At 59.1% G+C, this 12,707-nt stretch carries 10 protein-coding genes and 1 pseudogene; 2 read left to right on the top strand and 9 right to left on the bottom strand.

The genetic code is table 11. From position 1 onward, the window contains the following. Positions 1 to 343: 343 nt before the first annotated feature. Complete coding sequence (locus tag FNZ07_RS08370; RefSeq protein WP_143098116.1) at positions 344 to 2,608, top strand: right-handed parallel beta-helix repeat-containing protein; 2,265 nt, start codon at positions 344 to 346, stop codon at positions 2,606 to 2,608. A gap of 38 nt (positions 2,609 to 2,646) precedes the next feature. Here the strand turns inward: FNZ07_RS08370 and FNZ07_RS08365 are convergent, their stop codons facing one another. After that, the gene (locus FNZ07_RS08365; RefSeq protein WP_091015433.1) at positions 2,647 to 3,810 is read right to left on the bottom strand and encodes a C45 family autoproteolytic acyltransferase/hydolase; all 1,164 of its coding nucleotides are present in this window, start codon (positions 3,808 to 3,810) and stop codon (positions 2,647 to 2,649) included. Between the two features lie 131 nt (positions 3,811 to 3,941). On the opposite strand from FNZ07_RS08365, the gene FNZ07_RS08360 reads away from it, so the two are divergent. Next, entirely contained in the window at positions 3,942 to 4,823 is an 882-nt protein-coding gene (locus tag FNZ07_RS08360) for a LysR family transcriptional regulator (RefSeq protein ID WP_091015430.1), read from the top strand. A 3-nt stretch (positions 4,824 to 4,826) separates the two neighbouring features. On the opposite strand, the gene FNZ07_RS08355 is transcribed toward FNZ07_RS08360, so the two are convergent. From FNZ07_RS08355 to FNZ07_RS08320, 8 genes and pseudogenes are all read right to left on the bottom strand, one after another. Next, complete coding sequence (locus tag FNZ07_RS08355) at positions 4,827 to 5,402, bottom strand: GNAT family N-acetyltransferase (RefSeq protein ID WP_091015895.1); 576 nt, start codon at positions 5,400 to 5,402, stop codon at positions 4,827 to 4,829. Between the two features lie 108 nt (positions 5,403 to 5,510). Beyond that, entirely contained in the window at positions 5,511 to 6,209 is a 699-nt protein-coding gene (locus tag FNZ07_RS08350) for an MBL fold metallo-hydrolase (protein WP_091015893.1), read from the bottom strand. A 41-nt stretch (positions 6,210 to 6,250) separates the two neighbouring features. Beyond that, a pseudogene (locus tag FNZ07_RS08345) lies at positions 6,251 to 7,402 on the bottom strand (cysteine desulfurase family protein); the annotation flags it as partial. A gap of 207 nt (positions 7,403 to 7,609) precedes the next feature. Beyond that, entirely contained in the window at positions 7,610 to 8,338 is a 729-nt protein-coding gene (locus FNZ07_RS08340; RefSeq protein ID WP_245811592.1) for a hypothetical protein, read from the bottom strand. Further along, on the bottom strand, positions 8,335 to 8,460 hold the full coding sequence (locus FNZ07_RS08335) for an entericidin A/B family lipoprotein (protein ID WP_133116979.1): 126 nt from the start codon (positions 8,458 to 8,460) through the stop codon (positions 8,335 to 8,337). The genes FNZ07_RS08340 and FNZ07_RS08335 overlap by 4 nt, the downstream gene beginning before the upstream one ends. Positions 8,461 to 8,508: 48 nt before the next feature. Further along, positions 8,509 to 9,210 carry an AIM24 family protein gene (locus FNZ07_RS08330; protein WP_091015425.1) on the bottom strand — a complete coding sequence of 234 codons (702 nt, stop codon included), beginning with the start codon at positions 9,208 to 9,210 and terminating at the stop codon, positions 8,509 to 8,511. Then, positions 9,211 to 10,158 carry a prolyl aminopeptidase gene (gene pip, locus FNZ07_RS08325; protein ID WP_091015423.1) on the bottom strand — a complete coding sequence of 316 codons (948 nt, stop codon included), beginning with the start codon at positions 10,156 to 10,158 and terminating at the stop codon, positions 9,211 to 9,213. Between the two features lie 135 nt (positions 10,159 to 10,293). Continuing rightward, positions 10,294 to 12,636, bottom strand: a complete 2,343-nt coding sequence (locus FNZ07_RS08320) for a cytochrome P450/oxidoreductase (RefSeq protein ID WP_091015419.1) — start codon at positions 12,634 to 12,636, stop codon at positions 10,294 to 10,296. Positions 12,637 to 12,707 lie beyond the last annotated feature (71 nt).

Here is a 12,707-nt window from a genome sequence, read left to right as displayed (position 1 = left end):
GTAATGTCGGCGCGATCACGAACAGAGGGAACACCCCATGACTCCAGTCAGTTCAGTGAAGGGCAACGCCCCGCTACGCTCATCGGCGGTGATGTACAGATTATTTCGAACGGTGGTTGTTGGTATTAGCGTGGTACTGGCAGGTTGTGGAGGCGATGGAGATAGCACAAGCCAGTCGAGAGCCGAACTGGCTGCGCAAAACGCCGCATCGCCGAGCACGTCGAATACCGCGTCGAGGATGCTATATGCGAGTCCATCCGGGTCATCGGGCGACTGTTCGCGAAGCGCCCCTTGCGATCTGAGCGGCGCCCAGTCGGCCGTGCGATCCCGAGGGTCTTCTGGTGTGACCGACGTGCAGGTTCAGCTTGCCGATGGCATATATAGGCTCGCAAGCCCGTTGAAATTCGGTCCAGCAGATTCCGGAACGCCTGGTCATCCGGTCGTGTGGAGAGCGATGACCGGTGCGCACCCGGTGATCTCCGGCGCGACGCAGGTCACAGGATGGTCGCAATCGGGTACCAGCGGCATATGGTCAGCGCCCGCGCCGGCCGGCAGCAACTCCCGACAGCTCTACATCAACGGCGCACCCGCACTCGTGGCACAGCGGACGCCCGACCAGCTTGGATTTCTCGGCGGATGGACAGGCTCGGCGACCGGCTACAGCATCGCTAACGACAGTGTGGCCATGGCCTGGTTCGCCACGCTGAATGCGGCGCAGATTGCCAATCTCGAGTTTGTCTTTACGCAGGGCAATGGTGCCTGGACTGAATCGCGGTGCAGGGTAACGAGCTATTCGAACGGCACGCTGACCATGGCGCAGCCCTGCTGGACCAATGTCACCAGCCGGGTCTCGTTCGCACAGCCCAGCGGCGGTCTTCCATCGATGAATTCGAGCACGATGCCGTCGTCGATTCAGAATGCCCAAGCCTTGATCCAGCCAGGCCAGTGGTTTCTCGATTCGAGGGCGAATGTCCTTTACTACGAGCCCCTGCCCGGGCAGCAGATCGCGGCACTGGATGTGGAGCTTCCCCGCCTGGAGACCCTCGTTCAGGGAGCGGGATCGCTAGCCCACCCATTGCATGACGTGACATTCTCCGGGCTGCAGTTTTCCTACGCGACGTGGAACGATCCATCTACCTCAGCCGGATTTGCCGACGTTCAAAGCAATCTGCGGATGACGAGCACCGGCGGCAATCAGGGCATGTGCAATTTCTCCAGCCCTGCCGGTTCGTGTCCTTGGGGCGCATTGACGCAGCCGCTGGCCAACGTCAGTTTCAGCGCATCGAATCACATTTCGTTCACCGGGAATCGCTTCATCGATCTTGGAGGCGCGGGCCTCGCGTTCATGTACGGATCGTCGAATAACCTGATCCGCAACAACGAGTTCGCCTCGATTGCTTCGACGGGGATCCTGATGGGCTGCACGTCCGACCCGACTCCCACTCATTCATCGGACGCCGCGGTTATCAAGCAGAACTGCAATCCCGATCTGGCATTGGTCGCAAACGATGTGATCGGTGCAAACGAGATCATGAGGGATAACAAGATCATCGGTAACCTGATTCACAACGTCGGCACCGACTATCCTTCCGCATGCGGCATCACCTTGCTGTTCGGCCGAAAGACCGTTGTCACGCAAAACGAAATTCACGACGTGCCCTACTCGGCCATTACCGCCGGTGTCATCCAGGGGCATGTCGACAATTCCGCTCATCCTGACAACTCGACCAACGTCAATGACAGCAATACCCTCAGTGACAATCTGTTGCATGACTACATGGAAGGGCTGACAGACGGAGGCGCGATATACATCGAAGGCCATCAGGCGCAGTATCAGTACAAATCGGATGGCGTGACGATCGACCCGGTGGCCACTCTGGCTCATGGTATGCAGGTGACCGGCAATGTCGCTTACAACAGCAATAACGTCATGAGAACCTACTACGACGATGCCGGTTCGGAGTGGATCAACTGGAAAGGCAATGCGTCCTTTAACTCGATCGGCCCGTTTAAATCTGTCCAGGGCGGATGCGAGCCCACAGGGCACTTCTGGATCACCGGGAATTATGTCGATGCGGCGTTGAACGATTACAACACCTGTCCGCCGCTTCCTGTCGATGCCAGCAACGACAGCGGCAACGTCACCATCACCGCCATGTCGGACATTCCCTCAACCTTGCTCGATCATGCGGGACGAAAAAGAATTCGCGACGCCATCACGGAAAGCAGCATCAATGGTCGCATTGGCGACAATTCATCGCAGATCACCTACAGCGGTTCATGGCAAGCGGTCAACAACCGGTCGTCCTTCTATGACTACCTGCATGACCTTCATTACACGATGAACAACAGCGATACGATGACCATGTCATTTACCGGCACGGCCATCCAGGTGTTCGGTGAGCAATACATCGATCAGGGCAACCTTGGTATCGCTATCGACGGTGGCGCGCAACAAGTCGTGAATACGGTACCCGCCGATGGCGAACGACACTCCAACGTAGCTGTGTATACGTCGCCATTGCTGACTCGGGGCCAGCACACCATCACCGTGACCAAGTTGTCGGGTACATACGCCACCATGAACGGTGTCTATATCGCCCCTTAGGATGTAACGATTCACACTTGGCGAGTGCAGCAGTTCGCTCAGGCACGCCCGGCTGGATGATTCGAATTCTGGTCATCCAGCCGAACCGGGTCCGCCGTCAGGCTATAGCGCGTGAACGTTCGGTTCAGTGCCGGCAGCGGCGCAACGTCCATCTCGCCGAGCGCGGGTTCCATAACGACCATCGCCACCGTTGCAGTCGTGGAATGGCGGGTTCCGGGTCTTGGCGGGCGGCACACCGCGAACGGCGTACCGAATGAATCGAACAGCGCCTGTTTGAGTTCCTCTCTGCCGATCAACCCCGATTGATTCAAAAGCTTGCGCACGCGCCAGTCGCGATAGTGGCTATCGGGCGAATTCTCGCAACCCGTATCGACCAGCTTCGATCGGGCGACCGGACTGACCCAATGATTCGCATGCACGATCAGTTGATCGTCGCCGGGATAGATGGGGAAGTGCTCATCGGGCGCGCACTCGAGATCGATGCCAAAGCCCTCCGCCATACCGAGCATCACGTTGTTCGAACAGGACTTCGGTGTCGTTGCCACGATCTTCAACGCATTCGCGAAAACGGACTGCTCGAGCGCGCTACGACGCAGCAGCGACAACGGAACACCAAGGCTTTCGAAGTCGCGTGAAGACTCCAGATAATTGGCGGTGATCGATACCCCGGCGCTGTTGAGTCCGCTGCGCGCGAGGCCACCCGCTTCGACGAACGTGAGGAAGTCGGGACCGTCGTCGTTGTGCACGCGCAGGACAACTCCGGTTTCGACACAGTCGGCACGCCAGTCCCAGTTCTGCCCGTGAATCAGGCGCCCTGTCGCCGATCGCTCGGGAAGAATCAAGGCGCCGGTACATCCGTCGCCGCCTTCTTCATCGACGCCGGGCACCTTCTCCGCGCGCGCTTTGGCGAGCACTTCGGTGCGCGCATTGATCATCACGATGTCTGCGAACGGCACACCGGAGCCCTCGGCAATGCCGTGCATTTCGTCGAGGTAGTGCGCACCGAATTCGCCGATGCTCTTTGCGAACGACAGGATCAACTTGTCTCGAGATGCCGCGCTATAGCCAAGATTTTCAAGCGTACGACCATACATGTCGGCACTTTTGCGAATCCGGTCTGCCGCCTGTTTGCCATACTGGCGACCTCGCTCAAAGGCGCCACCGGTCACGGAAACAAAGGGAAAGGGAGCGATTGTTTGCATGGTTGTTCGTCACGAAAGGTGTGCCGCAATTCTGAGCTTCTGAAAGCAAAAATAAAAATACATTTTTGTTTCTGTTTGATAAACCGAAACTTTAGAATTGCCGGCATGACAGGCTACCTGCGAGACGCAAGATGAGTGAAATCCGCACGCTACGCACCTTTCTCGCGGTCGAGAAATACGGCTCGCTGGCCGCTGCTGCCGATCGCATGGCGTTGACGCAAGCAGCCGTTGGACAACAGATGAGAACGCTCGAAGAGGAATGTCGCCGCCCGCTATTCGACCGGTCACGCCGGATGATCCGGCTCAATGAAGCCGGTCGCGCGCTGGTGGTTCACGCGAGTCGCGTCGTCGCCGCTTACGATTCGCTGATACTCGGCGCCGATACCACCGACAACCTCGCGGGCTCGATTACGGTCGGAGCAACGGGCTCGGCGATGGGATTTCTTTCGAACAACGTGATCGCGTTAAAGGCGCGCTATCCCGAGTTGAATGTGCGTCTGGTGTTCGGAGATTCCGCCGATCTCCTGCGCCGGGTACGTAGCGGCGAGATCGATGGCGCACTGGCTGTCGAGATGGTGCGTGCCGACACGACATCGGAGCGTTGGACACCGCTCTATGACGAACCGCTGGTGCTGCTGGCAAGCGCATTGATCCGCTCCGCCGACGAAGATTCGCTAGCGCTTCTGCAAGCGCAACCGTTCATCCGGTTCGAGCGTCGTTCGCTGACGGGCGCGAATGTGGAGCGTGTACTGCGACGCATGCACGTGAAAACCAACGACGTGCTCGAAGTGAATTCAATCGCGGCAATCATCGAACTGGTTCGGCAGAATGTCGGCGTGTCGATCGTGCCGCAGCTCAGGCACGTTCAGTGGTCGAAGGATACGTTGCTCGATGTGCTGCCGCTGCCGGTTCCGGGATGGCGGCGTGTCATTGGCATTCTCGAGGGGCATCGTCAGCCGCATATCACGTCGGTTTTGCGGGCGCAGCTTGTGCAGGCGCTGATTCAGGCTTGAGGTTCAGGCTGGCGTGGGTAGCGTGTTGCAAGACTGATAATCCCTCGCAAGGAGCCCATACAGTGCGCTATCTGAAACTTCGTCACCGACTAACCAGCGCTCGCGCAACAGCCCTTCGCGGAGAAATCCGAGTCGTTCGAGCAGCCCTGCCGAAGCGATATTGCGGGGATCGATATCCGCTTCGATCCTGCGCAAACCTGGTTTGCCGAACGCGTGCCCGATCACCGCGGACACTGCCTCGGTCATATACCCACTGCCCCAGTGCTTGCGTTGCAGACTAAAGCCGATCTCTGCGCGCCGACATTGCTCGTCAACATGAAAGAGATCGCAAGTGCCGATCGCTTCACCGGTTGCCTGCAGTTCAAGCACGCAAACCAGATCCTGGCCGCTAGCGGATACCTTCAATTTGCGCTCGATACGATCCGTTGCCTGATCCAGATGCGTCATCGCCGGAAATGCGAAGTAGCGCATCGCTTCCACATCCGACCAGATGGCGAACAGCGCCGGCGCGTCTTCATGACGGAGCGGCCGCAGAACAAGGCGTGAAGTGGTCAGCGTAACGGGCGCGAAAAATGGCATGGCGAGATCGGGAACTGGAAGTAGATCGGACGATTTGAACATGCGAGCCTTCAACGGACAACTGTCTGTATCAGACCAAGCGGTTGCAGCGGTCTCCCAAACAAGCTCTCAATCGCCCCGCCCACACCGCAGATTCGCCGGAATAGCGACATCCATCATCTTCGGGTCCGCGAGATTCAGGCCGTTCATGATTTCGACGTACTCGGCCTTCGATTTCCCCGTTATACGTGGATTCGCTACCTTCTCTTCACCGATGCTCGTCGACGTTCGCCCTCGATAGTCATGAGCGGGATAGACGACCGTGATGTCCGGCAGCGTAAAAAGCTTGTTGACGATCGAATCCCACGACTGTTCGGCGTCGCCGCCCTGAAAATCCGTGCGCCCCGTCCCGCCGATTAGAAGCACATCCCCTGTGAACACCGCCGCCGGTGCATCGGGGTTCAACACGAAGCTAAACGACTCGTCCGTGTGACCGGGTGTGTAGAGCGCACGCAATTGAATCCCATCCGCGCGCAAAACCTCCCCTTCGCTGACACGTCGCGACACACACTCTGCTTTCGATCGCTCACCCATGATCGTGCAGCAGTGCGTCGCGTCGCGAAGATCGCCGAGCGCGGTTATGTGGTCAGCATGCGTATGCGTGTCGATCGCATGAACGAGGCGCAGATCCAGCCGCTCGATGATGCCCAGATACGCATGCAGATGCTCTTTGACGGGATCGATGATGAGCGCTTCGCCTCCTGCACGGGAGGCGAGCACATAGGTGTAGGTGCTTGAGGCGGAATCGAAGAATTGATGAAACAGCATGTCCGACGTAGTGCTCAAACCAATGGAAAAGCAGACACGCCGGCGGCTTCCGGCATGCATTGCTCGACGACCTGCCGGATGCTGGCGATGGCCCAGTCGACGTCTTCCTCTGTGCTAAAGCGACCCAGGCTGAAGCGGATCGTTCTGGACGACGCCTGATCGCTCAGTCCAATTGCGCTCAAAACATGCGATGGCGTTCCGGCCGCGGAGTTGCAGGCCGAAGTCGACGAAACGGCAAGATCGCCAGCGAGCATAAATGGAAAGAAACCAGAGTGGTCGATGGTCAAGCTTAGCGTATGCGGAATGCGAAGCGTGTTCCGCGCATTGTGTCGAACGCCATCGAGTGACAATACACCAGCAAGCAGACGTTCGCTGAGCCTCGCGATTCGCTGCGTATCCGCGTCCATCTCTGCTTTAGCGATTGCACACGCTGTTCCCATCGCGACAATCTGGTGTGTCGCCAGCGTGCCCGAACGTAAGCCACGCTCGTGCCCGCCGCCGTGCATCTGCGGCGCGATCCGTTGTGCCGCCGCCGAACTCACGTACAACGCGCCAATGCCCTTGGGTCCGTACACCTTGTGCGCGGAAATCGACATCAGGTCGATGCCGAGCGCTTTGACATCGATGGGCGTTTTGCCCAGCGCCTGGGCCGCGTCGACGTGCAGCAATGCGCCGGCTGCATGCACGATCGGGGCGATGGCAGCGATGTCCGTCAGCGTGCCGATTTCGTTGTTGACCAGCATCAGCGAGACGATGCCTGTATCTGGTCGCATCGCGCCGGCTACCGCCTCGACGGTGATGGCGCCGTGCTGATCCGGATCGACGTAGCTCACCGCCCATCCCCGGCTCTCGAGGCTGGCCACGGTATCGAGAATGGCCTTGTGTTCCAGACGGCTAGTGACGATATGACCGGGACGCGCCGCCAAATCGGCGAAGCCTTTCAACGCGAGATTATTCGACTCCGTTGCACCCGAGGTCCATACGATCTCATCGGGTCGCGCACCGATCGCACCCGCAACTTCCGCTCGCGCAGCCTCGACGAGGTTGCGTGCCCGCATGCCCGCCTGGTGGGAAGTCGAAGCCGGATTGGCAAATGCGCCGTCGATACCGAGGCACTCGACCATCGAAGCAATCACTCGGGGATCGGCGGGCGTGGTGGCGGCGTAATCGAAGTAATGCAGATGGGTGCTCATCGTCGGTTTGTAGAGGTCGCTGGAGCGTTAAATTGTACGGAAGCACACGTAGAAAAACGTCCCAAAGAAATCCACGAATTCGTCGATTTGTAGAACACGGACGATGTAAAATTGCGGTCAGGTAGATTTATTTTCTACCAATACGGTGTCATTCGAATCGCGAACGTACCCTAAGCAGTTTCTGCCTACAGCCGTTGCTTCGCCGGATTATTGCCGGGGAGCAATCCCGACGCCATCGGGTTTCAGTCGATCGGACCTGACCCAACCGGTTACTGGGCCGTTCGATTTTGCGTTCAGATAGACGACCGAGGTGAAGTTTCCGTACTCGGAATAGGCATCCACTGTCTCACCTTCGAGGATGAAGACACCGCTCATTCTGCATGACACGTCGGGAGCCGAATAGAACTGAAGGCGACCGGCTCCTGTCACCAATCTGCCCGCCTCGTTACCGGGAATCAGCACGCCCTTCTTTGATGCGAAGCCGTTCAGCTTTTCACAGGACGAAGGGTCTCGATTCGCGCCCGCCATGCATTTCGACACGAAATCGCGGAATCTGCTCGCGTCTACGCTCAACACATCCGGACGATCGGGATTCCGTGTTACGTCATAGACTCGCAGTCTCGCGACATCCAGATTCACCCAGCCGATGGTGAGTTCCCGGTCCGGATTCTCCGGGCTGTTCGCTGGCACAAAGAGTCGGACGCTGTACAGAGGTTTCGACGCATCTGCGTTCGTGTACGTCACTTCCGGCAACTCGACCTGGATATCCGTCTTTGGAAATGCGGTATCCCTGAGCGCCGGGACGATCAGGGTGCGCAGTTCCTGCCGGCAGGAATACGTCGACGCATGGCATTGGGCCGACCACACCGCGAGCACGGCGATCGCGAGGCGGCAGCACGCCGACCACCACCCCGCCACCTCACCACCAGATCTCAAAGCGCCTTCTGAACCGTACGAGCCGAGTTCGAAATATCCTGCCCCGCACCGGCCACCGTATTGCAGCCAGTCAAAAGAATCGAAGCGCCCACCGCCAGCAGCATGACAAAACGTACCAACATACCTACCTCCCGTTTGCAAAGTTAAATGATAGCGAGCCTCGGTTTTCCTTACCGGTCGCTCGTCGAGTTATTCACGTACATCGACTGGATGCCGACGCGACCCGGGCCCGTGAACCGGTTCACGATGAAGTTGAAGCCCGCTGCGAAAAGACCGCTCGACAGTCTGTCCACCACAGTATCCATCTTCACGTCCGGGTCCTTGTAAAGCCAGCCGCCGGGCTCCACATCGATCGTCTCGCCGGCGGCCAGCACTTTCTCGAAGACGTTTCCGTATCCGTGCAACCAGAGCACGCCGTCCTCGCGATGCCCGCGAAACTTGTCGATGAAAAAACCGCTCTGGCCGAGAAACATGTTGGTGATGCCGCGCACGCGCTCGAACGTGTATTCGACATTTTCGGTGGCGGCAAGAAACTGATGCTCACGCACATGAAGCTCTTCGCCCGCACGCAGATGAATCGGCACAACGTGGCCGGCACCATCGCGGCTGAACGCGATAACACCATCGCCGCTTGCTTCGGTAACGAACACCTGCATGCCGGCCAGCATGCGTTTCACCGCGCCCTTGAGCGGCTTGATGCTAATGCGAACGTTCGAGTTTTTCCAGAGCAGGATGTGGTGCTCGAAGTAGACCGGCGTGTTCGAGACATCAACCGACAACACCGGCACCAGTTCACCACCGATGTGGTAAGTCACGCCCCCGAAGGTTTCGTCGGTTGCAGCGGTGGGCAAGAGCCGGGGTAGCTGATTCATTTATCGACCTGTCGATGAGTTTGCGAAACCGTCCGTCGCCGCGATCAGCGCGCGCAGAATGCCGGGCTCGTTGAAAGCATGACCGGCGTCCGGAATCAGCTCGAACTTCGCGGTTGGCCACGCACGCGACAAATCCCACGCAGTGCGCGCCGGCGTCGCCACGTCGTAACGGCCTTGAATGATCACCCCGGGAATATTCGCGAGGCGATGGGCGTCACGCAGCAGCTGCCCTTCCTCCACGAACCCCTGATGAACAAAATAGTGATTCTCGATCCGGGCGAACGCAATAGCGAATTCCTCGTCGCCGAAATGCTCCTTCAATTCAGGGCTCGGCAGCAGCGTAAGGGTGCGCCCTTCCCATAAACTCCACGCGCGAGCCGCCTGGCGCTTCACGGCTTCATCGTCGCCGGTCAGGCGGCGGCGATAGGCGGCCATCATGTCTCCCCGCTCGGCAACCGGAATCGGCGCGAGGTATTCCTCCCAGAGATCGGGGAACAACCATGACGCACCGTCCTGGTAGTACCAGAGCAACTCGGCGCGCCGCAGCGTGAAGATGCCGCGTACCACCAGTTCGCTCACGCGCTCCGGGTGGGTTTCGGCATAGGCAAGCGCCAGCGAGCTACCCCACGAGCCACCGAAAACCAGCCATTTCTCGACGCCCGCCAGCTCACGCAGCCGTTCGATATCGGCTACAAGATGCCAGGTCGTATTGTTCTCGAGGCTCGCGTACGGCGTAGAACGACCGCAGCCGCGCTGGTCGAACAGCATGATCTTGTAGCGCGCCGGATCGAATAGCCGCCGATGGTCCTCGCTACATCCGCCGCCTGGGCCGCCGTGGAGAAAAATCGCCGGCTTGCCGTTAGGGTTGCCGCACAACTCCCAATACACGCGATGTCCATCGCCGGTGTCGAGGAAACCGTGTTCGTAGGGTTCAATAGGTGGGTACAAGAGTTTTTCCTTTATTCGCGAAGACTTCCTGCAAGGTGCGCAACGTATGGCGATACGGGGGAGAACTTTACCACCGGGGACGAACGCAGAGTCCGTCAGCTCAATTCGCCCGACTAGGGTGACGTGTGCCCGGTATCAAAGCTCCAGCGTGAGCCTCGTGCCTTGCGCACGCGAGCAGCAGGCCATCATTCGCGTATTCGACTGCCGTTCGGTTTTCGTCAGCACGACATCGCGATGATCGACTTCGCCGGCCAGAACGCGCACCTCGCACGAGCCGCACAATCCTTCCTCGCAATCGCTCTGTACGTCGACATTCGCCTGTCGCAGCGCAGCGAGCAATGTTTGATCGGCAGCTACGGTCACGACGAGCCCGGAGTCCTTGAGTTCCACGTCGAACGCGTGCTCGCGGTCTGGATCGCGTGTGCCGATCGACGAGACGAAATGCTCGATTTTTAGCGTGTTGTCGGGCCAGTTCGTGGCTATTTGTTCCAGTGCGTCGAGCATATTCGCCGGACCGCACGCATATACCTGGGTTGCATCGTCGACCCGCAGCGCGCTGAAATCGTTACGCGTGTCTTCATCGGACACATACACTCGCAGGCGATCCCCATGTAGAGCGGAGAGCTCGTCGAGCAGCACCATCGATGCACGCGTACGTCCGCTGAAATGCACTTCGTAGTCGATGCCCAGTTCTTTCGCGCGCCGTGCCATTGCGCTGATCGGCGTAATGCCGATACCGCCGGCAATCAGAACCACCCGCTGCGCTGTTTCGTCGAGTCGAAAGTGATTGCGCGGGCCGCGTATGTGCAGCAAAGCGCCAGGCTTGACGGCGTCGTGCAGCCATACCGAGCCGCCGCGACTATCGTGCTCTTTAAGCACCGCGATTTCGAACGTCTCCGCTTCGGCTGGATTGCCGCACAGCGAATACTGCCGCGAGATGCCGGTATCGCCGCACTCGACGTCGATATGCGAGCCCGGCGTCCAGCGAGGTAGCGGCCGACCGTCGCGCGACGCAAGCTTGACGCGCACGATGTCGGCTCCGGCGTAGATGACGGACGTCACGACGACCGGACGGCTGATTGCGTGTGCGGACGGTTCGCCGATACGCACCGCCGTGCGCGGTCGCAGCACCGATAGATCGTTTCGCTCGGGGTTCAGCGCCGGGTCCCATTCGATCAGCAGGTGCTCGGGGCCGCGAAACGACGTATTGGGCACGTAGCTAAAGCGCTGTTCGGCAAGGCGCATGTGCGGCAAACGGCGCGTGAACGCTTCGAGGAAAATCTGCATCTCCATGCGGGCGAGATTTTTCCCCATGCACTGATGCGAGCCATAGCCGAACGTGAGATGGTCGCTTGCGTTCTCGCGGCGGATATCGAACAGATCGGCTCCCGCGAACTGACGTTCGTCGCGATTCGCCGACGACGTGACGATCAGCAGTTTCGATCCTGCAGGAATCTCGACGCCGGAGATCGTGACATCGCGGGTCGCAAGACGTCGCCATGCAGCGATCGAGCCGTTGTGCCGCAAACACTCTTCGACCGCGTTCGGTATCAGGCGTGGATCGTCGCAGATATCGCGCCATGCCTGTGGGTGCTGAAGCAGCAGCTTCAGCGCGTTCGCCGTGGCATTCGCGGTGGTCTCGTGCGCGGCCACGATGCCGGCCATCATCATCGAATGCAGATACGAATCCGTTACCACCTCGGGCAGTTCCTTCTGCTTCCGGATGCCGTATTGCATCCAGCCGTGCCCGTTCGGATTGCTCCGCATCTTCTCGAGGACATTTCCAGCAAACCGCCAGAACTTGCCGACAGCCTGCGCGACTTCAACCTGCTCTTCGGGCTTGGGCCGTCCCCACGTATTGACCGTGTGCGCAATCGAATACTTGCGCAACGTGTCCATGTCTTCTTCGGGCACGCCCAGAAAATGCAGTGCCACGGTAAGCGGGACTTCCCACAGTATCTGATCGACGAGATCGGCTTTGCCGTCGTTGATGAACCGGTCGACGTATTGGCGTACCAGTCGGCGCACCATCGGCTTGTGCCGCTCGAGCGCCTCGGGTGTGAACGGCTCCATCAGCGCGCGACGACGCGGCATATGGGCCGGCTCGTCCTCGTTGACGAGCGTTCGGCTCATTGCATAGCCGTATGAGGCGAGCACTTCGTTTGCCTCGGGTCCGGTCGGTGTGATTTTTTCGAGTGCGATCGACGGGCTGAACGTCATGTTGTCGCGAAAGATCGCCTTGATGTCGTCGAAGCGCGTGACGACCCAGTAGCCGAGCTTGGGACTGTAGAAAACCGGTTGCTGTTCGCGTGCCCAGCGGACGTATTCGGGGGGGTCTTGCTGGTAGGCGTCTTCGAATGGATCGAAGTCGGCGGCGCGGTGGTTGATCGGGCAGCCGTCTGATGTTGATGGCGGGCTGCCTGTATTGTCATGGAACGGACACGACGCCGTACGGTTCGGATTGATAGCGTCGCTCATCCGATGTCTCCTGATTGCCCCTTATTTGCGTCAGTATCATACGCCAACGACGATGCACGCATTCGTGCTAG

Source organism: Paraburkholderia megapolitana, assembly GCF_007556815.1.
In the GTDB taxonomy this organism is placed as follows: domain Bacteria; phylum Pseudomonadota; class Gammaproteobacteria; order Burkholderiales; family Burkholderiaceae; genus Paraburkholderia; species Paraburkholderia megapolitana.
This window is presented reverse-complemented; position numbering and strand designations above follow the sequence as displayed.

Excerpts from the sequence above, each read along its gene's own strand:
- FNZ07_RS08365 (WP_091015433.1), bottom strand. The coding sequence starts at position 3,810 with ATGCAAACAATCGCTCCCTTTCCCTTTGTTTCCGTGACCGGTGGCGCC.
- FNZ07_RS08360 (WP_091015430.1), top strand. The coding sequence starts at position 3,942 with ATGAGTGAAATCCGCACGCTACGCACCTTTCTCGCGGTCGAGAAATAC.
- FNZ07_RS08355 (WP_091015895.1), bottom strand. The coding sequence starts at position 5,402 with ATGCCATTTTTCGCGCCCGTTACGCTGACCACTTCACGCCTTGTTCTG.
- FNZ07_RS08350 (WP_091015893.1), bottom strand. The coding sequence starts at position 6,209 with ATGCTGTTTCATCAATTCTTCGATTCCGCCTCAAGCACCTACACCTAT.
- FNZ07_RS08335 (WP_133116979.1), bottom strand. The coding sequence starts at position 8,460 with ATGTTGGTACGTTTTGTCATGCTGCTGGCGGTGGGCGCTTCGATTCTT.
- FNZ07_RS08330 (WP_091015425.1), bottom strand. The coding sequence starts at position 9,210 with ATGAATCAGCTACCCCGGCTCTTGCCCACCGCTGCAACCGACGAAACC.
- FNZ07_RS08320 (WP_091015419.1), bottom strand. The coding sequence starts at position 12,636 with ATGAGCGACGCTATCAATCCGAACCGTACGGCGTCGTGTCCGTTCCAT.